This is a genomic window from Mucilaginibacter aquatilis (assembly GCF_009755275.1).
Classification (GTDB): Bacteria; Bacteroidota; Bacteroidia; order Sphingobacteriales; family Sphingobacteriaceae; genus Mucilaginibacter; species Mucilaginibacter aquatilis.
Genome location: NZ_WQLA01000001.1, coordinates 396,602 through 421,516, shown reverse-complemented (window position 1 = coordinate 421,516; position 24,915 = coordinate 396,602). Strand labels below are relative to the sequence as shown.

General features: G+C 41.7%; 23 protein-coding genes. 14 read left to right on the top strand and 9 right to left on the bottom strand.

The features are described from left to right. Positions 1-21: 21 nt before the first annotated feature. Both GO816_RS02000 and GO816_RS01995 read left to right on the top strand, forming a co-directional pair. On the top strand, positions 22-696 hold the full coding sequence (locus tag GO816_RS02000; RefSeq protein ID WP_157539681.1) for a hypothetical protein: 675 nt from the start codon (positions 22-24) through the stop codon (positions 694-696). Positions 697-704: 8 nt separating this feature from the next. Then, positions 705-1,274: a DUF4199 family protein gene (locus tag GO816_RS01995; RefSeq protein ID WP_157539680.1), complete on the top strand. Its 570-nt coding sequence runs from the start codon at positions 705-707 to the stop codon at positions 1,272-1,274. 17 nt (positions 1,275-1,291) lie between these two features. Here GO816_RS01995 and GO816_RS01990 read toward each other — a convergent pair whose 3' ends face one another. Next, on the bottom strand, positions 1,292-2,434 hold the full coding sequence (locus tag GO816_RS01990) for a putative sensor domain DACNV-containing protein (RefSeq protein ID WP_157539679.1): 1,143 nt from the start codon (positions 2,432-2,434) through the stop codon (positions 1,292-1,294). A 250-nt stretch (positions 2,435-2,684) separates the two neighbouring features. Between GO816_RS01990 and GO816_RS01985 the strand changes: the two genes are divergently transcribed. The 9 genes from GO816_RS01985 (at position 2,685) to GO816_RS01945 (ending at position 12,564) form a co-directional block, all read left to right on the top strand. After that, complete coding sequence (locus tag GO816_RS01985) at positions 2,685-3,497, top strand: adenylate/guanylate cyclase domain-containing protein (RefSeq protein WP_157539678.1); 813 nt, start codon at positions 2,685-2,687, stop codon at positions 3,495-3,497. A 110-nt stretch (positions 3,498-3,607) separates the two neighbouring features. Then, positions 3,608-5,500, top strand: a complete 1,893-nt coding sequence (locus GO816_RS01980; RefSeq protein ID WP_157539677.1) for a RecQ family ATP-dependent DNA helicase — start codon at positions 3,608-3,610, stop codon at positions 5,498-5,500. A 121-nt stretch (positions 5,501-5,621) separates the two neighbouring features. After that, a complete protein-coding gene (locus GO816_RS01975) occupies positions 5,622-6,344 on the top strand; it encodes a head GIN domain-containing protein (RefSeq protein ID WP_157539676.1) in 723 nt (240 codons plus the stop codon). A 29-nt stretch (positions 6,345-6,373) separates the two neighbouring features. Further along, positions 6,374-6,745 carry a hypothetical protein gene (locus GO816_RS18670; protein WP_198171396.1) on the top strand — a complete coding sequence of 124 codons (372 nt, stop codon included), beginning with the start codon at positions 6,374-6,376 and terminating at the stop codon, positions 6,743-6,745. A gap of 39 nt (positions 6,746-6,784) precedes the next feature. After that, the gene (locus GO816_RS01965) at positions 6,785-7,594 is read left to right on the top strand and encodes a hypothetical protein (RefSeq protein WP_157539674.1); all 810 of its coding nucleotides are present in this window, start codon (positions 6,785-6,787) and stop codon (positions 7,592-7,594) included. 131 nt (positions 7,595-7,725) lie between these two features. Continuing rightward, on the top strand, positions 7,726-9,078 hold the full coding sequence (gene tig, locus GO816_RS01960) for a trigger factor (RefSeq protein ID WP_157539673.1): 1,353 nt from the start codon (positions 7,726-7,728) through the stop codon (positions 9,076-9,078). 298 nt (positions 9,079-9,376) lie between these two features. Then, positions 9,377-10,096: an ATP-dependent Clp endopeptidase proteolytic subunit ClpP gene (gene clpP / locus GO816_RS01955; RefSeq protein WP_157539672.1), complete on the top strand. Its 720-nt coding sequence runs from the start codon at positions 9,377-9,379 to the stop codon at positions 10,094-10,096. Positions 10,097-10,191: 95 nt separating this feature from the next. Then, a complete protein-coding gene (clpX, locus tag GO816_RS01950; protein ID WP_157539671.1) occupies positions 10,192-11,430 on the top strand; it encodes an ATP-dependent Clp protease ATP-binding subunit ClpX in 1,239 nt (412 codons plus the stop codon). A 270-nt stretch (positions 11,431-11,700) separates the two neighbouring features. Next, the gene (locus GO816_RS01945; protein WP_157539670.1) at positions 11,701-12,564 is read left to right on the top strand and encodes an AMP nucleosidase; all 864 of its coding nucleotides are present in this window, start codon (positions 11,701-11,703) and stop codon (positions 12,562-12,564) included. A 131-nt stretch (positions 12,565-12,695) separates the two neighbouring features. Here the strand turns inward: GO816_RS01945 and GO816_RS01940 are convergent, their stop codons facing one another. From GO816_RS01940 to GO816_RS01910, 7 genes are all read right to left on the bottom strand, one after another. Continuing rightward, on the bottom strand, positions 12,696-13,964 hold the full coding sequence (locus GO816_RS01940) for an anthranilate synthase component I family protein (protein WP_157539669.1): 1,269 nt from the start codon (positions 13,962-13,964) through the stop codon (positions 12,696-12,698). A gap of 93 nt (positions 13,965-14,057) precedes the next feature. Beyond that, complete coding sequence (gene aroA / locus GO816_RS01935; protein WP_157539668.1) at positions 14,058-15,326, bottom strand: 3-phosphoshikimate 1-carboxyvinyltransferase; 1,269 nt, start codon at positions 15,324-15,326, stop codon at positions 14,058-14,060. Positions 15,327-15,431: 105 nt separating this feature from the next. Further along, positions 15,432-16,562, bottom strand: coding sequence for a chorismate mutase (locus GO816_RS01930; protein ID WP_157539667.1), 1,131 nt, complete (start codon positions 16,560-16,562; stop codon positions 15,432-15,434). Positions 16,563-16,680: 118 nt separating this feature from the next. Continuing rightward, entirely contained in the window at positions 16,681-17,532 is an 852-nt protein-coding gene (locus GO816_RS01925; RefSeq protein ID WP_157539666.1) for a prephenate dehydratase, read from the bottom strand. Between the two features lie 279 nt (positions 17,533-17,811). Beyond that, a complete protein-coding gene (locus GO816_RS01920) occupies positions 17,812-19,089 on the bottom strand; it encodes an adenylosuccinate synthase (RefSeq protein ID WP_157539665.1) in 1,278 nt (425 codons plus the stop codon). 229 nt (positions 19,090-19,318) lie between these two features. After that, positions 19,319-19,786, bottom strand: a complete 468-nt coding sequence (locus GO816_RS01915; protein ID WP_157539664.1) for a Fur family transcriptional regulator — start codon at positions 19,784-19,786, stop codon at positions 19,319-19,321. Between the two features lie 204 nt (positions 19,787-19,990). Continuing rightward, positions 19,991-22,222, bottom strand: coding sequence for a RelA/SpoT family protein (locus tag GO816_RS01910; protein ID WP_157539663.1), 2,232 nt, complete (start codon positions 22,220-22,222; stop codon positions 19,991-19,993). Between the two features lie 109 nt (positions 22,223-22,331). Here GO816_RS01910 and GO816_RS01905 point away from each other — a divergent pair, with 109 nt between their 5' ends. From GO816_RS01905 to bshB1, 3 genes are read left to right on the top strand one after another with little or no spacing between them, the layout of a single operon-like run. Continuing rightward, positions 22,332-22,946, top strand: a complete 615-nt coding sequence (locus GO816_RS01905; protein ID WP_157539662.1) for a DUF4294 domain-containing protein — start codon at positions 22,332-22,334, stop codon at positions 22,944-22,946. Positions 22,947-22,949: 3 nt separating this feature from the next. Next, positions 22,950-23,468 (top strand): glutathione peroxidase, encoded by a 519-nt coding sequence (locus tag GO816_RS01900; protein WP_157539661.1) that lies wholly within the window; start codon positions 22,950-22,952, stop codon positions 23,466-23,468. Further along, entirely contained in the window at positions 23,468-24,187 is a 720-nt protein-coding gene (bshB1, locus tag GO816_RS01895) for a bacillithiol biosynthesis deacetylase BshB1 (RefSeq protein ID WP_317163585.1), read from the top strand. Before GO816_RS01900 ends, bshB1 begins: the two co-directional genes overlap by 1 nt. A 127-nt stretch (positions 24,188-24,314) precedes the next feature. On the opposite strand, the gene GO816_RS01890 is transcribed toward bshB1, so the two are convergent. Then, the gene (locus tag GO816_RS01890) at positions 24,315-24,743 is read right to left on the bottom strand and encodes a hypothetical protein (RefSeq protein WP_157539659.1); all 429 of its coding nucleotides are present in this window, start codon (positions 24,741-24,743) and stop codon (positions 24,315-24,317) included. Between the last annotated feature and the right edge of the window lie 172 nt (positions 24,744-24,915).

The window sequence follows — 24,915 nt, the reverse complement described above, 5'->3', positions numbered from 1 at the left end:
TACTCATTTAAAAGTAAACCAATGATTGATTCAACTATACAAAACGCTATAAATGCAGCGTTGCAGGCATACACTGCTTACACACCCATAAATGCCGAAGAATTAAAGACCAAGCTGACAGCCGTATTTTCGGCAGAGGAAGATTTTTTGAGCAAAGCCGATGCATTGGATGCTGTTTTTAATGATTATCCGCAGGCCGATGCGTTGCGTGAAGTTTTCTTTGACCTGCTGATGGTTAATTTCTTCAGTGCCGACATTGACCGCTTGGAAGAAGATTACCTTGACTCGCCTGAATGGGCAGACATTGAAGAGCAAACCCTTGATCGTGGTACCGAGCTTCTTAACCTGTTGCTTTATTTGAACGAGTGCCGTGATGAAGCCATTGAGCCGTCATTGGAAGATTATCTTACCGAATTTCTTTTGGTTGAAGATGATGAGTTTCAGGATGAGCATCAGATTTATGAGCCTGTTATTGCCAATCAAATACTGGTTGAAAGCTCACCTGAAGAAGTTCAAAAAGTTGCCTCTAAACTTTCAGAGGATGCAGAGTTGCGTGATATCTTTTATCCGATGATGACTTTCTTCCAAAACACACAACCATCAACCAGCGATGAAGAACTGGTGGCTCAAAACGCTGTTGATAAAGGTTTTGATATGGCTGTTTACAGTATTTTAGTTGAGTTTAACAAGGACTAAGCAAAACTATGGTAGACTTAAATGCAGCTGTACGTAAACAGGGGGCATTACGCGGATTGCTTTTTGGCAGTATTATGCTCATCATTGATGTGCTTAAGCTGTTTTATCTTGCTTACGTGGCAAAGTCTCCTTTGGTGACTTTCATTTTGCTTTATCCTGTATATTACCTCGTGCTGTTTGGTTTGGCTTTGCTGTTTATTAACAACCTGCGTAGCAAAATTGGTAATTACTGGAGCCTGAAACAGGCAATAACTGGCATCTTTGTAATGCTTATTGTCAGCTCGCTTATATGGAATAACGGGGTGACTCTTTACTCAGGAAAAATCAATCCGGTGGTAGCGCAAAAAGCGCACGCCGGATTGGTTGATATGCGCCGCGGTGCAATGCAATCACAAAAGCAACCTGCCGATAAAATTGAGAAAGAAATTGCTGACATGAACAAGAACTTTGTGGCTACCAGCAACTTTACCATAGGCAGCTTCTTTCAATCGCTTACCATATCAATTATTTTGGTTTTTGCCGTGGCTGCTGTGTTAGGCATATTGTTTAAGCGCGAGCAGCCCGCTCAGCAGGCATAACAATATGCTTTGTGTCCTTAAAGCAACAATACGTCAATACGGTGTGCATGTACCATGTTTAACTTTTCCGACCAGGCAAACACGGTAAACTGCCCATCTTGCGATGCTACCAGTGCAATTGAGTCATGCTGGTCGTGCACAAACTGTGCGGCGGCCAGGTGTCTTGTACCACCATTTTGAGCGGGGTGTATGCGCGTAGCCTGTACGCCAGATACAGGTTCGGTTATTATAACCTGCTCAACGGGCACACTTTTTTCAGATCGTGATACTTTGGCTCCAAATGCAAGCAAATCATACTGCTGTGTTATCACGGTAGCACCATCAACCGCAGTAAAGCCGCCTATTATATCAATAGCCTGCAATAAAGCCTCCTGCCACTCAAAGGTACTGCGTTCCTGCTCGGTATGCTGCATTAAGTCGGCAATAACGTGGTAGGGTGGGGTAACCTCGTATTTTATAGGATGTACAATAGAATCGCGCCAGTCATCATTCTCACGCGGAACAATTAAAACCAGTCCTCCGCGGCGGTGCAGGCGCATAGCGGCCGACAGCTGCAAAAGGATATTAAATGTTTCGCCCATAAAAGATGGCAAAGACATATTCATTAGCGATGCATGCAGCGCCGGGCACCCGGCAATACCCATTGATTTTTCATCAAGTACCTTTATCTGATCGCCATGCAGTACTGCAATGTTTACAAACTTTCCAAAGCCGCCCAACCTGCGGTGCTTAATAACAAGCAGGCCCGGCTCTACTACCTCAAGCACAAAGCATATGCCCGGTACCGTATGTGTGGTGCCCCAGATATAAAGTTCGTCGTTTTCATGCCATACGCCTAAATGTATACCTGGCTGTTCAACCGCTGGGGCAAGTTTAACCAGGTTTTGAGGTGTAAGCCGCAAGCGGTTTCCAAAAATAAGGGGTTTGCCAGCCTGTTCGGGTTGCAGCAATGCCAGTGATATACTAACCGAGCGACCTTCCTCACGCCGCAGGCTTGCCCAAAATGCAATGTCAATAACAGCTTCTATAATACCTGAACTGCACGCTGTGGCCAAATCCTGCTCGCCCAGGTTACGTGCAACTTCAATATGTTCGGCAAAGTGTGCTTCAATGGTTTCGGCTACCATGCGGGCTGCCAGGTATGAAGGTTCAGAAAACATAGGCGATTTTTATAAGGCAATGATAAGCATGCCAAGCAACAAACACGAAGGGTTGATGTAAAATTTGTACCATTTTATTTACCAACGTCGCATTCAATTTGTCTGCTTAAAGTCTGTTTGCTGTACATAAGTCATGCTTAATACATATTGGTATCAAAGGTTTCAATTTTGCAATTTTTCGTTCGATAATTGCAAGCGCCCGCCCCTGCAGGTATAGTAAATTTGTACTATTCATAAAATAACACCGTACATGAAACTCAATATATCACTTTGCAAAAAGAACCGTCTTGCTAACCGTAATTTATCGGCATTACCTTTGCCGGCTTCTGTAAGCAAACCGGTTTTGCAGCCGGCAACTAAGGAAGTTGAATCATTACCTGCAACGGTAAATCAAGCGGTGCAACCCCATGAACATATTACCCAGCAAAACATTGCAGGTGAAGAAAAGCAACTTGCGCTGATGTTTTTAGATATACGCAACTTTACCCCTTTTATGGAGCAGCAATCGCCCCATGATGTGGTTTTTGTAATACGTAAACTATTTGCCTTGTTCAATGATTCAATACAGGAGGCAGGCGGCCGTATTGTAGAAACCCAGGGCGATAGTATTTACGCTGTTTTTGGTCTTAATACCGATATTAAAAATGCCGCTCAAGCCGCAATGGATGCAGCAAGGTCAATATTTCATGATTTGCAGGTATTTAACGCAGGTTATGCCCAGCCATATTTCAACATGCCTTTTGAGGTGGGTGTAGGCCTGCACCAGGGCAGCGTTTTAGTGGGCAGGTATGATATTGATTATAGTAACCATACAACCGTTATGGGTTTGCCTGTAAATATTGCGTCACGTTTGCAATCAAAAACCAAAGACCTGAATAATGATTTGCTGGTGTCAGAAGATATGTTTGCACTTTTGGATTTACCTGCTGATGATTACCAGAGCCGATACGTAAAGCTCAAAGGTATAACTGAGCCTGTACAAGTAAGGTTAATGGGGCAACAGTACAACTACAAGCCCGATAATGATGACATGATGGATTACTTCATGGCAATGGCCGGTTAATATTGCCTTATAGCATCACAAATACATGTAAACAAACTGCAGGTAATTGCATTTTCATTGAGTAGTAATACTGTTTATAAGCAAATACAGTATTATTGCTACTGAAATAAATGACCATACAGCAAATATTAAAGCATTACTGGCAGCACGATACCTTTCGCCCTCTACAGCAACCCATTATTGAATCGGTTATGCAGGGGCGGGATACCCTTGCACTGTTACCTACGGGCGGCGGCAAATCAGTATGTTTTCAGGTGCCTGCAATGGCAATGGATGGAATTTGCCTGGTAATATCACCGCTTATTGCCCTTATGAAAGACCAGGTTGATAACCTGCAGGCTAAAGGCATTGAAGCTATGGCCATAGTGTCGGGCATGGGTAAGCGCGAGGTTGACATAGCGCTGGATAATTGCATATACGGCCCGGTTAAGTTTTTATACCTTTCGCCCGAGCGCCTTATGAGTGATCTTGTACGCGAGCGTATAAAATACATGAAGGTAAATCTTATAGCTATTGATGAAGCTCATTGTATTTCACAATGGGGTTATGACTTTCGCCCGCCTTACCTGCATATAGCTGGTTTACGTCAGCTTCATCCAAAAGTGCCTGTAATTGCGTTGACTGCCACAGCCACTGCTGAGGTGCGCGACGATATACAGGACAAACTTCAATTTAAAGAACGCAACGTTTTTCAGCAAAGCTTCGAGCGTAAAAATATCAGCTACCGCATAGTACATGAAGAAAATAAGCTACGCCGTATGCTTGATGTTGCCCGTAGCGTAAAAGGCAGCGGCATTGTTTATGTGCGTAGCCGCAAAGAAACTACCGAGCTTTCCCGTTTTTTTAATGATCATGGCATACCTGCTGATTACTACCATGCCGGTTTGGCTGCTGATGTACGCACGGCCAAACAGGAACAGTGGAAAAGTAATCACATTCGCATAATTGTAGCTACAAATGCATTCGGTATGGGTATTGATAAGCCAGATGTACGGTTTGTAATGCACCGCGATTTGCCTGAAAGCCTTGAAGCTTACTACCAGGAAGCGGGGAGGGCCGGGCGTGACGAGCAAAAGGCCTATGCGGTTTTATTGTTTAATAACAACGACCGGCAAAAGCAGCAGCACAAATTCGAAGTTAGCTTTCCTTCGGTTGATGAAATAAAACAGGTGTACCATTACCTGGCTAATTTTTATCAGCTGGCCTATGGCGCAGGCGAGGGTTTGAGTTTTGACCTTGATTTAGCCGAATTTTGCAGCCGCTTTAAACTCGATGCCTTGAAAACACTAAATGCCTTGCGCTTTCTAGAGCAGGGTGAGTATTTAAGTTTCAATGAAAGTGTGTATCTGCCATCAAGGTTTGAGTTTGAGATATCCCACGAGGAGCTCTACAATTTTCAGATACAAAACCCGGCGTGGGATCCGTTTATAAAAACACTATTACGTTCATATGGTGGTGCGTTTGATAGCTATACCCGTATACGCGAATTTGATATAGCACGCCGTACTAACCTGAGCGTTCAGCAGGTAAGTGAGGCTATGCAGCAGCTTAATGATTATGGAGTGCTGAGCTATCTGCCGCAAACCGATAAGCCGCAGGTTACCTGGCTTAAGCAACGCCATACGGCGGCAAACTTATGGATTGACAGGCAGTACCTTGACACGCGAAAGGCTGTTTATCAAAAGAAGATGGAAGCCATGCTTGCTTTTTGTGAAACCGATGTTTGCAGGAGCCGGCAACTGCTTGCCTATTTTAATGAAGCTAATGCCGCTAAATGTGGCATATGTGATGTTTGCCTACGCCAAAAGAGACAGGAAGGAGCAAGTGAACTTGCTAACCACATTACTGATGAGATTATGCAGCTGCTTGCACAGGCGCCAATGTCGTTAGAGCAATTAGTTACCAGCCTTAAGCATGGTAAGCAACCCGAACGATTAACGGTAATAAGGCAGTTGCTTGATGCAGGAAGACTCAAAACAAACGGCGAGAAATACTACTTATAGGGTTTAAGCTTGTTAAGAGTATGCTGATAAGATCAATGTAAGAAATTGGAAAGCAATTTTATACTTTTGGGCGTAACTTCGGTTTATAAATTTTAGTCTTATCCTTGTTAATCACTCATACATGAAAAATCGTATTGCTTTATTTTTAGTTGCTGTTGCCGCTGTTGGTGCATTTGCCTTATCATCATGCCACATTGGTTGTATTAAAGGCTCGGGTACACCGGCTACCGAAACACGTCAACTGGGAAACTTTAGTAAAATTGATATTTCGGGTGGGTTCAAGGTTACCCTTAAACAGGATACCGGAAAGCAGTTAACCGTTACTACAGATGATAACCTGATGAAATATATACGCACCGAGGTTAGTGGCGACAAGCTGCGCATATACACCCGTAAAAACATTTGTAACGATGCGCCTATAGTTGTCAATCTAAATGTTAAATCGCTGAGTGAAGTAGTTGGTGCAGGTGCAATTGAGTTGCTGTCAGATGGTCGTATCAATACGCAAAACTTAAAACTGCAGTTCTCTGGGGCCAATAAAATTAATCTCGACCTGAGTGCTGCCGATTTGCTTACACAGGCAAAGGGAGTAACAGAGATAAATTTAAAAGGTCAGGCTGCCTCACATAATGTTGAAATAGCCGGAACAGCTCAAATAAAAGCCTTTGACTTTGTTGCAGGTAAATATGTAATTAATGCGGCAGGTGATGCCGAATGTGAAATTAACGTGCTCAAATCGTTAGAGGTTAACAGCCAGGGAGCATCAAACATAAAATATCGCGGTAACCCAACCGATGTAAAGACAGACAAGGCCGGAGCCGCATCAGTTAAAAAGGTTAACTAAACAAATACCCTCTTCAAAAAAGAGGGTATTTGTTTTTTATAACGTTCTTACTAAATATCTTAAACACCGGTGACTCAAATTACATCGGCGGATCAGGTGGCGGAGGGTTTGGTACCGGGTTAGGCCTGTTGTTTGGCACCGGCGCCGGCGTAAGCTTTGGCGTAGGCGATGTACCGCTCGAATCGGCGTTGGCCGGGTTGGCAGGCACAGGATTATTTTTATCAAACTTAGTTTTTGTACCCGTTTTGCTAGCCTTGCATCCGGTTGTTATATTCAACATCAGCATTGCTGCCAGGCTTAACAATGCTATTTTACTTTTCATCATCTTTAGCGCATTTTTTAGTGTAACACTTAAACCTTGTTTTAGTTTAAAGGTCAATGTATGCGTTGCGGCAGTATAGCGCTGCCGATATATTTACTTTCAATGCCAACCTTTCACAATGGATAATAAATTACTACTACTTTTACTGGGAGCTGCCTTATGCTTATTAGTAAGTTGCACCACCCCTCGCATGGCTTTAACCAACGATGCCTGGCAAAATAATGCCGGGCACGCGGTTACGGGCCGCAACCAAACTGTTTTTCAAAAAAAGCCACTTCGTTTTGGCGAGTTCCATACCACAAAAGTTCAAACATCTTCTACACAAAGTTCATCAGCAGCTACAGATATGAACGGCAGGCTAACCGGGCGTAATAATAAAACTGTAGGTATGCTCAGCCAAAAAAGTAAATCGTCGCGCCGGTTTACGTTAAGCAATGGCGAAGATAAAGAGGCGCTTGTGCTTACCTTCAATCAGCTTAATTCAAAGAGCTACCTGGCAGGCAGTGGAGTTGAACTCAATTTTAATTGGATAAACAAAGTTTTGGGAATGCCTTCAACGCTCGAGAATAGCTATTACGTGCAGGTATATACCCCTGATGCTGAAACCCCATGGGAACTGGTACTCGATATGGATGCTGTTGAACTCAATCCTAAAAATTACGCCGGTTACTTTGCGCTTAACCAGCAGCAGTATTACACAATAAGGCCTATAAGGCGTTTAATGGGCAAAAATGGTCCGCTTAAAATGCCGGCAGGCCTAGTAGGTTTTGAAATAAGTAACGCCGCCGGGCTCCCTGTTGCTGCGGTATCACTAATTAATAGCGGGACTGTTTACCTACAGGATAGCCTTACGGCTGATGAACGTTTTTTAATGGCTGATTTATGCGCCGCCCTTTTGCTGTACCAATCAAACGAGGTCGAGCCATAGCACACATAATCTACTGATGATTAAGTGGCTGAAATAAAAAATTAATTACTTACCTTTGCGCTCCAAAACCGCCTATGGCATTGTGTCTTAAGTACGGTGGTTTGTTAAATACTATCATTCAGGTATAAATTATGAATATATCACAGGAAAAGAAAGATAACCTGAACGCGGTTATCAAAATCAACATCAACGCTGAGGATTATCAGGCACGTGTAGATAAAGCTATCAAAGATCAGGCTAAAAAAGCTCAGATTCCGGGCTTCCGTAAAGGTATGGTGCCACCATCACACGTTAAACGTATGTATGGCAAAAGCATCCTGGTTGATGAGATTAACAACCTGTTATCAGATACGCTAAACAACTACTTAAACGAAGAAAAATTAGAAGTTTTAGGTCAGCCTTTACCACAGGTTGATGACAGCAAAACCTATAACTGGGATTTTGCTGATAACTTTGAATTTACCTACGAAGTTGGTTTAGCGCCTGAGTTTACACTTGATTTTTCATCGCAAGATAAATTAAGCAATTACAAAATAAGCGTTGATGACGAAACGTTAGCTTCACGCATTTCAAACCTGCGCCGTAGCTACGGTAAAATGACAAACCCTGACGTATCGGCAGATGGTGACGTACTTTATGCTGAATTAAAGCAACTTTCGCCAGATGGTTCTGTTTTTGAAGATGGAATAAGCAATACTGCATCAGTACGTTTAGACCAGGTTAAAGATGAGGCTATCAAAGCATCATTAATTGGTTTGAAAAAAGATGATGTAGTTGAGTTTGATGTTCAAAAAGCTTTTGATAATGACGCTGCACGTGTAGCTGCGTTACTTAAAATTGAGGAAGCTGAAGCTGCTGATTTGAAATCAAAATTCCAATTAACGGTTAAAAATGTAAACCGTTTAGAAGAATCTGATTTAGATCAGGCGTTCTTTGACAAAATATTTGGCGAAGGTGAAGTGACTACTGAAGAAGAGTTCCGCACCAAAATTACTGAAGAGCTGGAAGGCATGATGGTACAAGACGCTGATCAGAAATTACAGCGTGAAATGTATACTTATGTGCTTGATAAAGTAAACTTTGAACTTCCTGACGAGTTTTTGAAACGTTGGTTAAAAGCAACTAACGAAAAACTTAGCGACGAGGAGTTAGAAGGTGGTTATGCTGATTTTGCTAAGAACCTTAAATGGACTTTAATTGGCAATAAGATTGTAACCGATAACGACATCAAAATTGAATATACTGATGTTGTTAACATTGCTAAAGCCCGTATCGATCAGCAGTTCCGCATGTATAGCCCTCAGCCTATCAGCGAGGAACAGTTAGATCAGTATGCTGTACAGTTCTTGCAGGATAAAGAAAACGCCAACCGCATTTTTGAAGAAGCAAAATCACTTAAAGTATTTGAGCACCTGAAAAGCGTGTTTACTTTAGATGAAAAGCCAATCACTTTTGACGAGTTTAGCAAATTACCACAAGAGTAATTATAACAAAATCCCTTCCTTGCAAGGATGGGATTTTGATACATACAAAAAAGCAACTTCTTCAGGGGAGTTGCTTTTTTGTTTTTAAGAAACTTAGTTTACAAAACGTTGTTTAGCTCGCAGTATAATGCTGAATATTGAATTGTTTGGAAGGGGTAGTATGTTGCAAAGAAAGACACTGCAAACCTTGGTATTGATTTAAGGTGATATTTTTATAATTTGCTCCACTTAGTTATACAACAAGATAAAAACCGCCTGCGCCGGATGCGCAGATTTTTAAATTGAAATCTTTTACAAAATGAGTAATATCGATAAAAACGAATTCCGCAAATACGCGGTTAAACATCACCGCATTAACAGCATTTTTGTTGATAAATTTATTTCAAGCGTTGAGCACAAAATGATGCCTCAGGCCATTGCTCACCCTGTTGACATGACGCCTTACATTATTGAGGAGCGCCAAATGAACGTAGCGCAAATGGACGTGTTTTCACGTTTGATGATGGACCGCATTATCTTTTTAGGTGATGCCATTTATGAGAACATTGCCAACATCATTCAGGCACAATTGCTGTTCTTGCAATCGGCTGATGCTAAACGTGATATTCAAATTTACATTAATTCACCAGGTGGTTCGGTATATGCCGGTTTAGGCATATACGATACAATGCAGTTTGTAACTAATGATGTAGCTACTATATGTACAGGTATGGCTGCGTCAATGGCTGCTGTGCTGCTTTGTGCAGGTGCCGATGGTAAACGTGCTGCTTTACCTCACTCACGTGTAATGATTCACCAGCCGCTTGGTGGTGCTCAAGGTCAGGCTTCTGATATTGAAATTACAGCCCGCGAAATTCAAAAGCTGAAAAAAGAGCTTTATGAAATAATTTCTAAACATAGCGGTACCCCTTACGAAAAAGTTTGGGAAGCATCAGACCGTGACCACTGGATGATTGCTGATGAAGCTAAAGCCTTTGGTATGGTTGATGAGGTTTTGAGCCGTAATACCGAGAAATAATTTTTCAATTTTTTAACACTAAACCGGCTTAATTTTGGTTATAACTAATTAAGTTGGTTTAGTTTTTTATATTTGGTTACCAAATCTTTATCTAGATGAATAAAAACAGCAAGGAAATCAGGTGTTCGTTTTGTGGAGCAGGAAAGCAGGATTCTCTTATGCTGATAGCCGGGCTCGATGCACACATCTGTGACAAGTGCGTAAATCAAGCTAATGAGATTTTGGCCGAAGAGCTGAAAGTGCGTAAGGTGAAATCTACTTCATCTACGCCAACTATTTTAAAGCCTGCGGAAATTAAATCTCACCTTGATCAGTATGTTATTGGGCAGGATGATGCTAAAAAAGTGCTGGCCGTTGCGGTTTACAATCACTATAAACGCCTTAATCAGCGTGTAGATAAAGACGAGGTTGAGATTGAGAAATCGAACATTATGATGGTAGGCGAAACTGGTACTGGTAAAACCCTGCTGGCTAAAACCATTGCCAAAATTTTAAATGTTCCTTTCTGTATTTCAGATGCTACGGTATTAACCGAGGCCGGTTACGTAGGTGAAGACGTTGAAAGTATACTAACCCGCTTGCTGCAGGCTGCCGATTACGATGTTGCCGCCGCTGAGCGTGGTATTGTATATATTGACGAGGTTGATAAGATAGCCCGCAAAAGCGATAATGCTTCCATTACGCGCGACGTATCAGGCGAGGGTGTTCAACAGGCCTTACTGAAAATATTAGAGGGTACCATGGTGAATGTACCGCCGCAAGGTGGACGTAAACACCCAGATCAAAAAATGATTTCGGTTAACACCAGCAATATCCTGTTCATTTGTGGTGGTGCCTTTGATGGTATTGACCGTAAAATTGCCAATCGTTTACGTACTCAAACTGTAGGTTACAAGTTAAAACGCGACGATAACGAGGTTGATACTAAAAACCTATACAAGTATATTACTCCTCAGGATTTAAAATCGTTTGGTTTAATTCCGGAGTTAATTGGCCGTTTGCCGGTTTTAACTTACTTAAATCCGCTTGATCGTGATGCGTTGCACAACATACTCACCAAGCCAAAAAATTCATTGTTAAAACAGTACAAAAAGCTTTTTGACTATGAGGGTGTGAAGCTTGAGTTTGATGATGAAGTGCTTGACTTTATTGTTGATAAAGCTATGGAGTTCAAACTGGGTGCTCGTGGCCTGCGTTCAATATGCGAAGCCATCATGATTGATGCTATGTTTGAATTTCCGTCTAAAAAGGATGTTAAACGACTGAATGTAACTCTTGATTACGCTCACGAAAAGTTTGAGAAATCAGATTTGAAGAAGTTGAAAGTAGCATAGTTGCTTTTTACGCAGAAATGCGTATATTTGTAAAATCTCATATACAAAACATACAACCCTGGTGAAACGCCGGGGTTTGTTGTATCCGCAGATTTCGGTGAAAACCCGTATACCAATTGCTCGCTGATGCCTCCGGTCGCGAACGGAACATTAAAGCAATCTTAACGTTAATAACAAAAATAATATGTTGATTTAAACAATCGCCGGCACGCCCCGGGGCTTTGTCGTACAACTGTAAATCAATATTTTAAAAGGAAGGAGAAAAAGAATATGAATGAAGAGATAGAAATTAAAAAAGACGCAAAAATTGTTGAAAATGCTAAGGATGTTAAAGAGGTACAATCGCCGGTTAAAAGCGGTTTAAAATCAAAAGATTCTATTGTAAACAACTGGTTACCACGTTATACGGGCCGCCCGTTGAATGATTTTGGTAAATATATTATACTTACCAACTTCTCGAAATACCTTCAGTTATTTTCTGAATGGAATGACAACGCGCCGGTAATGGGCTTAGATAAGCCAATGCAAAGTGTTACAGCGAATGGAATTACCATTGTAAACTTTGGTATGGGCAGCCCGGTTGCAGCAACCGTAATGGACTTGCTAACAGCTATAAGCCCTAAAGCCGTAATATTTTTAGGCAAGTGCGGTGGTTTAAAGAAGAAGAACCAGGTAGGTGATTTGATTTTACCTATAGCAGCAATACGAGGAGAAGGTACATCAAATGATTATTTACCACCAGAAGTTCCGGCACTGCCTTCCTTCGCGCTTCAAAAGGCTATATCAACCACCATACGTGACTTCTCACGCGATTACTGGACCGGAACGTGTTACACCACCAACCGCCGCGTTTGGGAGCATGATAAGGAGTTTAAAAAGTATTTAAAAACGCTGCGCGCCATGGCCATTGATATGGAAACGGCTACTATATTCACTACCGGGTTTGCTAATAAAATTCCAACTGGGGCACTGCTGTTAGTTTCAGACCAGCCAATGATACCCGAAGGTGTTAAAACTGCAGAAAGCGACTCAAAAGTGACAGAGCAGTATGTAGAAACTCATCTTAAAGTAGGTATCGAATCGTTGAAGCAATTAATCAACAATGGGTTTACGGTTAAGCACCTTAAATTCTAAAATATCTTTAACAATCGAAGTTGTCATCTCGAACGATAAAGAGTAGTCTCGTTAATAAATCAGGGAATTATTCAGATTGATTAAGCAAGGCCTCGATATTACTCGAAATGACTTTTTTATTTTAAGAAGGATTATAGCTTAACTTGCAGTACCTTTAAAATTGCTTTGGCTTTGAGTAGGCACTCATCATACTCATCCTCAGCTTTGGCATCAAAAGTAATAGCACTGCCAACCTCAAAAGATAAATATTCATTAGCAGCACTGTACAAAATAGTGCGTATCACCACGTTAAAATCAAAGTCATCATCCGGGCTAAAATATCCAACCGCGCCTGAATAAACGCCGCGCCTCGTACGCTCATACTGCTCTATAAGCTGCATAGCACTAACCTTGGGAGCACCGGTCATGCTGCCCATTGGGAATGTATTGCGGATAGCTTCAACCGCTGATAATCCATATTGTAGCTTGCAGGTAACGGTTGATATCATTTGATGAACCTGCTTAAAGCTATAAATGCCAAACAGTTCTTCGGTTTTAACAGAGCCAGATACGGCCGATTTTGTGAGATCATTGCGTACCATATCAACCACCATTACATTTTCCTGCTGTTCTTTAAGGTTATTGCGCAGGTTATGCTTAATAGCATTGTCTTCAACTTTGGTGGCGCCTCGGCGGGCTGTACCTTTAATAGGTTGAGATATGAGTTTATCACCACGCTTAGCTAAAAAACGCTCGGGCGATGCACACAGAATGTACTGCCCATAATACTGGAAAAAACTTGCAAAGGGTGTGCGTGAGATACGATTTAACTCACTAAAAATACTTACAGGATGTATAACTGCGTTTTCCACGTAAAACTCCTGGCAAAAGTTGGTTACGTAAATATCGCCACGGTTTATGTGCTGCTTAATACGATCAAAGGTTTGAACGTATTCTTCTCGACTAAAACGTGCCTGGAGATTTAAATCGTTTGGTTTTTGAATAGAATATAGCTTTTGTTTGTTTACCTCGGCAAATATCTGCTCGGCATTATCTGACAGTATTTCAATCACTTCACCTTTAATAATAATCAGATGTTCAGGTTCAAAAAAGTACAGGTCAGGAAAGTGAAGGTTGTCCGTATGTACAGAGTATAACTGCTCAGTTTCGTTTTTTAAATCATAACCTAAAAAGCCGGTTAGCCAGCCGGTGTGTTGTTGCCTGAATTGGTTGAGTTTATTGAAAGCATCGCCCGCGCTGGCTATCAATTCGCTTTTAACGCCTGCAGCAATAAGTGCATCAAATTTAGAATAACTGTTAGAGTGGCTGTTAGAATCGAGACAGGAACAAACCTCGTGATTTGCTGCCCATTGTAAGGCCTTTTGTTTAAATAAGGGAATGTCAGCTATCTCAAACTTCATACGAGCTGTAAAAATAGCACATAAATAAAAAAGGCCGGAACTTCCGGCCTTAATAAACAACAAATATCTTCGATTTAAAAATACAGTAGCACATTATGCTACCACCTCAAAACCTGCTTTTTTAAAATCGTCCCAAAACGCAGGGTAAGATTTTTCTACCACCATGGCTTCTTCAATCTCTACCTGTGGTATAATTAAAGCCAGTGGTGCAAAGGCCATAGCCATACGGTGGTCTTCGTAAGTGGCAATGGTTATTTTTTCTGGGATGAACTTTTCGCTGCAATCCAGTTTATAAACCTGGCCTTTTTCTATAAGCTTGACGCCCATTTTAGCCAGTTCATTTTGCAAGGCCGCAATACGGTCGGTTTCCTTAATTTTAAGGGTTTCCAAACCAGTAAAGGTAGCTTCGTGACCTAAGGCAGCACATATTACAACTAAAGTTTGCGCCAGGTCGGGGCACGACTTTAGGTCAAATATTTTACGCTGAACAGGCTTAGGTTCTTTTTTGAGATGCACTCCACCATCTTTAAATTGAGAGGTGATGCCAAAATTGGCCATCAGTTCGGTAATCACGCTGTCGCCCTGCAGGCTGTAGGAGGTTAATCCGGGCAGGAAAAGCTCAGCCTCATCAGCCAGTGCCGCTACCGAATACCAATATGAAGCTGCGCTCCAATCAGGTTCAACCCAAATGCTGGTTTCTACAAAATCCTGGTTGGCGATGCTTATTACATTGTCATTCCATTGGTGCTGTATACCGGCCTGTTTAAGCATGCTTAAAGTCATCTCCACATACGGACGAGAGGTTAGCTCGCCGTCAATATGCAGCTCTAAACCCTGCGGCAAGCTGTTGGCTATCAGTAACAAAGCAGTAATGTACTGACTGCTGATGTCGCCTTTAATGGTAATTTGATTAGTCTTTTGCTCAAAGCCGCCTTTAATATGCAGGGGAGGATAACCCTCGTTTTCGGCATAATCAATATTGGCACCTAACTCACGCAGAGCATTAACTAAAATTCCAATAGGGCGCTGTTTCATGCGCTCGGTGCCGGTAAGTAATACTTCTCCATTTTGCAAGGCAAAGTACGCCGTTAAAAAGCGCATAGCCGTACCAGCAGGACCGATGTTCACAGTTACAGGTTGGGAATTGTAACTTGCAAGTGTTTCAGAATCTTGAGTTTCTCCCCGTAATATTCCCGCCAGTAACATGGCATCAGCAGCGTCTGATACATTGGTAACCTGTACCTTGCCCTTGCTCAACGCCTCAATTACTAATGCACGGTTGCACTCGCTTTTAGAGCCGGTGAGTTGGATGGTAGTTTTAACAATTTTATTATTACGGCTAACCGTTAGGTTTGTTGACATGGTATAATTATCAATTTGTGCAGCCCCTCCCAAGCCCACCCCAAGAGGGAGGGGGCTAATAATTCCTCCCTCCCGAGGAGGAATTAGGTGGGGCTTTTACAGCTATTAAGAATGTGTCAATTGTTCCTGTACAGGAGCCTCACCCTGGCCAGCGTTCATAATTTCGGTTTGTTTACGGATAGACTCGCTGTGGATCAATTCTAAAAGTTTCTCTGTGAAGTCAGCGTGCAGGTTTAGTGCTTTACCGTAGTTGCTGCGCTTCTGTAAAATTTCGTCCCAACGGTTAACCTGTAAAATGGTGATACCGTTGTCTTTTTTGTAATTACCAATTTGCTCAACAATTTTCATACGCTCAGCTAACTTTTGGATAACCAGGTCGTCTATTTTGTCAATTTTATTGCGTAGCTCAGCTAACGCATCTTTAACCTGGGTGTTAACCACTTCAGGCTGACGTAGCGTTAAACGGTCAATTAACTCGCTTAAAGCTGATGGAGTAACCTGTTGTTTAGCATCGGTCCAGGCAACAGATGGGTCAATGTGCGACTCAATCATCAAACCTTGCATATCCATATCCAATGCTTTTTGCGATACGTATGGAATTAACTCGCGGTTACCCGATATGTGGCTAGGGTCGCAGATGATAGGCAACTCAGGCGCATGGGTTTTAAGGTTGATAGCTAAATCCCACATTGGTTCGTTACGGAAAGCAGTTTTTTCGTAAGATGAGAAACCACGGTGAATAGCAGCCAGTTTAGTAATGCCCGCGTTGTTGATACGCTCTAAAGCACCAATCCATAGTGAAATATCAGGGTTAACCGGGTTTTTAACCATTACCGGTACATCAGAACCTTTTAAAGCATCAGCAATTTCCTGCACGGTAAAAGGGTTGGCAGTTGAACGTGCACCTACCCAAAGAATGTCAACACCTGCTTTTAATGCTTCCTCAACATGTTTTGCAGTTGCAACCTCAACGGCTGTTGGCAAACCTGTTTCGGCTTTGGCGCGTTTTAACCACTCTAAACCAATGCTGCCAATACCTTCAAACTCACCCGGACGGGTACGTGGTTTCCAAATACCTGCACGCAGGGCGGTAACTTTACCGGTAGCGGCCAGTAAGTGTGCGGTTGCAACCAGTTGATCTTCAGTTTCGGCGCTGCAAGGGCCGGCAATTAATAATGGCTGAGCCTTAGCAGTAATCCAAGAGCTAAGTGGCTGTATTTTTAAATCGAGTTTCATAATTCTTGTTTTGAGTTCATGGTTCATGGATAATAGTTCATGGAACCGTGAATTGTTGTTTAATTGTTTAAATATTGTTGTTTATCTATTTGCTATTTTTAATACTATGATCTGTCAACTACGAGCCATTAACTACGTCATCAATGTACCTTTCGTACTCGCCAAGAATGTTAAAGTTTTTGGTGTAACTGAGTATTTGGCGTACAGCGGTATCATATTGTTGAGATTGCTGCCATTCAACGTCAACATAAAAGTTGTACTCATTGCGCTTACCCAGCACCGGCATGCTTTGTATTTTGCTCATGTTTATTTCCTGCTCGGCCAAAATGTTGAGCACTTTCGCCAGCGCACCAACTTCGTTGCTCACCTGGAAACATAACGATGCCTTATTAGAGGTTACTTTCCTGGCATTTTCATGGCTGGTGAAAATCAGGAAACGGGTGAAATTCTTTTTGTTACTTTCTATACGTCGTTCCTTTACTTCTAACTCGTACAAGTTAGCTGCCAGGCTATTGGCTATGGCTGCGGTATCGGTCAGCTGCTCATCACGTACACGTTTGGCGCAAGCGGCAGTGTCGTTACTTTCTACCACTTTAATGTGCGGGTATTCGTCCATAAAGTCAATGCACTGGCGTAGTGCTATAGGATGCGATATTACCGTTTTGATATCTTCAAACTTTACACCCGGCAGGGTTAGAAAGTGCAGCTGGATGGGCAGGTAAACCTCGCCAACAATAGGGAAGTTATAGCTCATCAACAACGAATAATTGGGTAAAATACTACCGGCAATATTGTTTTCGATAGCCATCACCACGTAGTCGGCCTGCTTATTTTTAAGCGCCTCAAAGGTTTGCTTAAACGAATTGCACTCTACCGTTTGAATGTTGGTGCCGAAGTACTTAAAAGCAGCTTCTTCGTGAAACGATGCGCGGATACCTTGAATTGCCACACGTGGCGTTGTAATTTCCATAACCCTGTTAAATGAAAAAAGTCCCGGCTGTTGGGCCGGGACTTTTTTGTTTTGTTATATGTCTTTGTTAAGCATATCAGTCCCGGCTCTTACTGCTAAAGTAAAAGTAATAGAAACCAAAACCGAATGCGTTATTAACTTTCATGTGTTATTTATCGGGAGTAAATGTACAAGTAAAATTTAACTTGTCAAGATAAAATTTCAAAAAAAGTGTTTTAACCAAATTTTGTTTGCTGCTTAAAGCAGGCTTATATATGCTGTTCTTTTTGTAATGCCGAATTAGTGCATTTCAAGCGTTTGAACTCTATCAGGCCCAACTGAAAGATATTTAACCGGAACGCCTAATTGTTCCTCTAAAAAATTCATGTATGATTGCAATCTTGCCGGAATTTCAGATAATTCTTTAATACCGGTGATGTCTTCATGCCAACCATCAATTTCCTGTAGCATAGGCTCAGGCTTAATGGTACAAATATCATAAGGCATGTAATCAATAGTTTCGCCATTGTAATTATAGTGGGTACAGGCGTAAATTTTTTCAAAACCGCTTAAAACGTCAGCCTTGGTCATTACCAGTTGAGTAACGCCATTCAACATAATAGCGTACTTCAACGCCGGCAAGTCTATCCAGCCGGTACGACGTGGGCGACCTGTGGTAGCGCCAAACTCGTGGCCTAACTGGCGTAGTTCTTCACCCAACTCATTATCTAATTCAGTAGGGAAGGGGCCACCACCCACACGGGTACAATAAGCTTTAAAAATACCAATTACATCGCCAATTTTGCTTGGAGCAATACCCAAGCCGGTGCAAGCACCTGCTGTAGTAGTGTTTGATGACGTAACAAATGGGTACGAACCAAAGTCAATATCGAGCATAGCGCCTTGTGCACCTTCGGCCAGTACTTTTTTACCCTGTTTAAGGTAATCATTTACTAAATGTTCTGAATCAACTAGCGGGAATTGTTTGATAATTTCAATAGCTTCAAAAAATGCTTGTTCACGCTCTGTAAAATCAACCACATCGCCGTAAAGCGCCTCTAACATAGAGGTGTGTTTATGCACAAGCTTGTCGTAACGCTCTTTAAAGTCTGGCAGGGTAATATCGCCTATACGTAAACCGTTACGGCCGGTTTTGTCCATATAAGTTGGACCAATACCTTTTAAAGTTGAACCAATTTTGCCGTCGCCCATTTTCTTTTCATTAGCGGCATCAAGCAGTTGGTGTGTAGGTAATATAAGGTGAGCTTTTTTTGCTATCATCAGGTTGCCTTTGGCCAATAAATCATGACCGGCATCCTTCAGTTTATCTAACTCCTTTTTAAGAGTAATAGGATCGATAACTACACCGTTACCAATAAGGTTCATGGTGTTTGCAAAAAATATACCTGAGGGAATGGTGTTCAATACGAACTTTTTGCCGTCAAACTCAAGTGTGTGACCGGCATTAGGCCCACCCTGGAAACGTGCAATTAAATCATAACCGGCGCTCAGTACGTCAACAATTTTTCCTTTGCCTTCGTCGCCCCATTGGAGTCCTAATAAAACATCAACAGCCATTTAAATTAATTTTAAAATCATCATGCCGAATTTTGTTTCTGCATCTCACTTACAAGTATCCATCGTTGTCTTGCTGTAAGATGCCGAAATAAATCCGGCATGACGTATATGTGTATTTTATTTATATCTAACTTTTTAAAGCGCAAAAGTAAGATTATATCAGCATCTGTCAACACTTATTTTGTTTCTGCTCATTGTATTTCAGAAACATACAGCGTTAAAGGCGAACTTAATTTTTACGGTCGCAAACGCCTTCGCGTAGTTTAGTGCAGTTGCCGTATAAGTTCAAAGAGTGGTGCTTAATGTCAAACTTTAACAAATCGCCCATCATACTTTGTATTTGCTGAATGCGGGGATCGCAAAACTCAACCACCTTGCCACAGTCAATACAAATAATATGGTCGTGCTGCTTGTAACCGTATGATTTTTCAAACTGGGCCATGTTTTTACCAAACTGGTGTTTGGTAACCAAATCACAAGATACCAGCAATTCGAGTGTATTGTATACGGTGGCGCGGCTTACCCGGTACTTTTTGTTCTTCATGTGAATGTATAACGATTCGACATCGAAGTGATCATTGCGCGAGTAAATTTCTTCTAAAATGGCAAAACGCTCAGGCGTTTTACGCAGGCTTTTATTTTCGAGATACGCCTCGAAAATTTTTTTAACCATATCAATGGTTTCCTGTAGAGGCATAATATTAAAACAGTTAAGAATTCAAAGGTAGAAATTATTGAGTAGAATCAAGAGTACAGAGTCAAGAATCAGGAGCAAGCATGAACTAATGACATGCCCATGTTAGTATTAAAACCAAGAATAAAGAGTCACGAATTGAGATATAAAGGCAGAAGTGATGCTTCTTAATATCTGAACTCTTGACTCTGTATTTTATACTCGCTCCTATGATGCCCTTTCAACAGGGGTAGGAGCCGAGTCAAAGCGGGTTACGCCTGTTACCCCTTTAACTTGTTTAAGGCGTTTTATTAAATTATCAAGGTGTATAGTGTCATTTACATACACCATAATAGTTCCTTCAAAAATGCCGTTATCGCTATCAACGGTAAGCGAGCGCATATTCACCTTAAAATCGGTTGATATAACGGTGGTAAGCTTATTAATTAAGCCAACATCATCAATGCCGGTAATACGTAAACCTGTAAGAAATGCAAGTTCGTGCTGATTTGTCCAGCGTGCTTTTACAATACGGTAGCCGTAGTTGGCCATTAGTTTGGCAGCATTGGGGCAGTTAGTACGATGGATTTTGATGCCTTCGTTTACGGTTATAAAGCCAAACACATCATCGCCCGGAATAGGATTACAGCAGGTTGCCAGCTTGTAATCTATCTTTTGCATATCCTCACCAATCAGTAGTATGTCGCTATCTTTTGATTTTATAGTGCGTATAAGGCTTTGTACCTGCTCGTTGTCAATTTTATCCTGAGGCTTGTTTTCAACTACTTTTTCGGTGGCCTGGTATTCTTTAAGGTCTTTAAGGTCAATTACTCCCTTGGCTACATTAAAAAATAAATCTTGGCTCGATAGTAATTTAAAGTAGTTGGTAAGCTTGTGAATGTTGTCAGTATTGTACGAAATCTTAAGCGATTTCAGCTTACGCTCCAAAATCTCCTTGCCGTCTTCGGCTATCTTGCGTTTTGCCTCTTTAAGCGAAGATTTAATTTTAGCCTTAGCCTTGGCAGTAACTACAAAATTTAACCAGTCTTCTTTTGGTGTTTGCTTGCTTGAAGTTATAATTTCAACCTGATCGCCATTTTGCAGGTTATAATTCAAAGGAACCAATTTGTGATTCACCTTGGCTCCAATACAGCTTGCGCCTACATCGGTATGTATCTCAAAAGCAAAATCGAGCGCAGTTGCGTTGGATGGTAATTGTATAAGCGCACCCTTCGGCGTGAAAATGAATATTTCGTCACTGAACAAATTCATTTTAAAATCATCCAAAAAGTCGAGTGCATTGCTATCAGGGTTGCGCAGCAATTCGCGTACCTTATGAATCCACTGGTCAAGTCCGCTATCGCTCGATGATTCTTTGTACTTCCAGTGAGCAGCAAAGCCTTTCTCAGCAATTTCGTTCATGCGCTTGGTGCGTATCTGAACTTCCACCCATTGGCCGCGTGGTCCCATTACAGTGGTATGTAATGATTCATAGCCATTGGCTTTAGGTGAGGACACCCAATCGCGCAAACGATCGGGGTTGGGCCGGTAAGAATCAGTTACTATAGAATAAGCTTTCCAGCAATCGGCCTTCTCGTTTTCAGGCGCGCTATCAAGTATTACACGTATGGCAAATAAGTCATAAACCTCCTCGAACGGGATGGCTTTTTTCTTCATCTTATTCCATATGGAATGGATGGATTTTGGGCGGCCAAAAATGTCGGCTTTAAGTCCCTGGCTTTCTAACGCAGCAGCAACCGGCTGTATAAAATCCTGTATGAACTTTTCACGCTCTGCCTTTTTCTCGTTAAGCTTTTTCTTGATGAACTGGTAGGTTTCTCTTTCCATGTACTTCATAGAAAGGTCTTCTAGTTCTGACTTTATGGCATACAAACCCAGGCGGTGCGCAAGCGGAGCGTACAGGTAAACCGTTTCCGACGATAGTTTAAGCTGCTTATCGCGCGGCATAAACTCCATGGTGCGCATGTTGTGCAACCTATCGGCAAGTTTAATAAGTATTACCCTTACATCATCGGCCAGTGTAAGCAGCATTTTACGGAAGTTTTCGGCCTGTAATGAGCTGTTGGTATCGAAAACGCCCGAAATTTTGGTTAGGCCATCAATTATTTTGGCTACCTTTTTTCCAAACTCACGTTCAATGTCTTCAAGGGTAACATCGGTGTCTTCAACCACGTCATGCAACAGGGCACAAACAATTGAAGTGGTACCCAGGCCAATTTCTTCGGCGGCTATTTGCGCAACGGCTATAGGGTGGTATATATACGGTTCGCCCGATTTGCGGCGCATATCTTTATGACTTTCTACGGCCATTTCAAACGCCTTGCGTATCATTCTCTTGTCACCCTTTTGAAGGGTAGATTTTGATGCACGCAACAGGGCGCGGTAACGTTTTAGTATTTCCGCTTTTTCAGCTTCCAGATCAATCACTAAATCTTTCATTTATAAGCGCTTGTTAACTATTTATCATTTAAATGCGTATAAAAATAAATTCGCACAATGATTTTTATTTCACTAAAAATTAGCACTATTTTTGTAAGTAAGTAAATATATGAAATATATTGTTTTAATGCTATTGTTTTGCTGTTTTGCGGGGCGTGCGCGCTCTCAAAATCAGCTGCCACATCCAAAGGTGGGCAAAAATGATACCATTAAAACTTACTTAACTAATTACGAAGGCGAGCTGGTGCCGTGGGTAATATTGCCCGAGGTGCCTGTTGTAAGCGTGCGCATATGGCCCAGTGAGGCCGACCGTAAAGCTTACTACCGTCTACGTTACAATGTTTACAAGGTTATTCCGTATGCGCGTATAGCGGGCGATAAATACCGCCAGTTACAGCGTGATTTGGCCTTAACCTCTGATAAGCACAAGCAAAAGGAGCTGGTAAAAACATGTGAAAAGGAAGTGAAGGAGCTGTTTAACGCTCAAATCAAAAATCTGACTATTACTCAGGGCGAGATTTTAATAAAGCTGATTGACCGTGAAGTAGGTACAACCAGTTATGAACTTGCCAAACAATTAAAAGGCGGCTTTCAGGCCTTTATGTTTCAATCTGTAGCACGTATATTTGGCCACAATTTGAAAGAAACATACGACCCGGAACAGGAGCGCGACATTGAAGCCATACTGCGACAGGCCGGCTATTACTCCAACAGATATAATTAATAAATGGACGAACAGAGTATTTACCGTTTCAGTGTTCAAAAACTGAATGGTGAAGAAGTGAACTTGGGCGATTATAAAAACAAAGTTTTATTAATTGTAAACACAGCCTCGCAATGCGGCTTTACCCCACAACTTAAAGAACTTGAACTTTTAAGAAGCGAGTTTGAGGGGCAGAATTTTGAGATACTTGCTTTCCCTTCGAATGATTTTGGCGGACAAGAGCCTTTAAGCGGTGCCGGAATAAGCAAGTTTTGCAGCATCAATTTCGGTACGCATTACCCGGTATTTAATAAAACTCATGTTAAGGGTAAAGAGGTGCATCCGTTATTTAGCTTTTTGAGCAACAAACGCGAGAATGGCCGCATACAATCATCACCAAAATGGAATTTTCATAAGTACCTGATTGATCGGAACGGTCATGTGGTTGATTTCTTTTATCCTTTCACCAAACCTACAGCAGCTAAGGTAAAACGTAAAATTAACGAGTTACTGGTGGCTGATAATCATTTGGTAATAGCATGATTAAACTTGATATTTTAGTGTTGCCCGTACACCCCGACGACGCCGAACTTGGTTGCGCCGGAGTTATTTTAAAGCATAATGCTATGGGTAAAAAATCGGGTATCGTTGATTTAACCCGTGGTGAACTGGGTACACGCGGTACTCCCGAAATACGCATTAAAGAAGCTGAGGCTGCAGGCAAAATATTAGGATTGGCTGTTAGAGACAACTTGGGCATACCCGATGGTTTTTTTCAGAATACGCCCGAATACCAGCTAAAGGTAATTGAAGTGATAAGGCGTTATCAGCCTGAAATTGTTATTACCAATGCCTACCATGACCGCCACCCGGATCATGGCCGGGCGAGTGACCTGGTACAAACCGCCTGCTTTTTATCGGGCTTGCGTAAAATTGAAACTTTTGATAACGGGCAACCGCAGGAAGCCTGGAGACCAAAGCAGCTATTGCACTTTATTCAGGATATGTACATTAAACCCGATGTATTGGTTGATGTAAGCGATTACTGGCAAGGTAAAATGGATAGTATAAAAGCTTACGGCTCGCAGTTTCATAACCCCGAGTGGGCCGATGAACCTCAAACTTACATCTCTTCTCCTGAATTTTTTCAGAACGTGGAAGCACGTGCCGGAGAGTTGGGCCGTTCCATACAGGCACGCTACGCCGAAGGTTTCACTTCGCGTAAAATGTTAGGTGTTGAAAGTTTATTTGACTTAAGATAAAAGGAAAGAGCTAAGAGCCAAGAAACAAGATGGAGGCTGGTTAGTCTTAAATATTCAAAAAAAAGAGCCAGGAATCAAGAACAAAAATGTGTCTTGTTTCCTGGCTCTTGTCTCTTAGCTTTATCTTTTACGATGCTTTCACGTATTCAAAGCGGTTATTTTCCTCACTTCTTTCGCGGCGTAATTTGCTTTCGTTTGCCAGCTTTAGCAATATGCCCGACAGTTCAGATGTTTTAAAATCCGAATCGTACTGGTCTTTACAGTGGTTTGCTATATCGGCTATGCTATGCGGACTATCAAAATAATCTGTTTGCAGCAGTTGGTTTAACACTTTAGTTGCTCCCGGTTTACGGCTACCGCTATTGCTACGGCTTTCGTCAGATTGTAAACGCATGGTTTTGCGGTTGTAGCTGTCTTCACTTTCGCGATCCCAGTCAACCATTGTATCCAGTAATCTGTCAATTATTTTAACTTGTACGGCTTCAGATTGAAACGCATTGATTACATCCGAAATTTCAAGAAGCTGTTTCTTCAATTTCTCAGTTTGTTTGCTCATTGTAATTAGTAGTAGTAGATCCCTTATTTGTTTAAAGTTGAAATGGTGGTTTTACCTGAAGAACCAAGTAAAACTACCTGAAAGCAACAACGCTTAAACGCGCAGATATAGTTAAAGTTGTAATTTTTATTAATTAAACTTACTATGCGCAATAATAGTATCTGTAAAAACA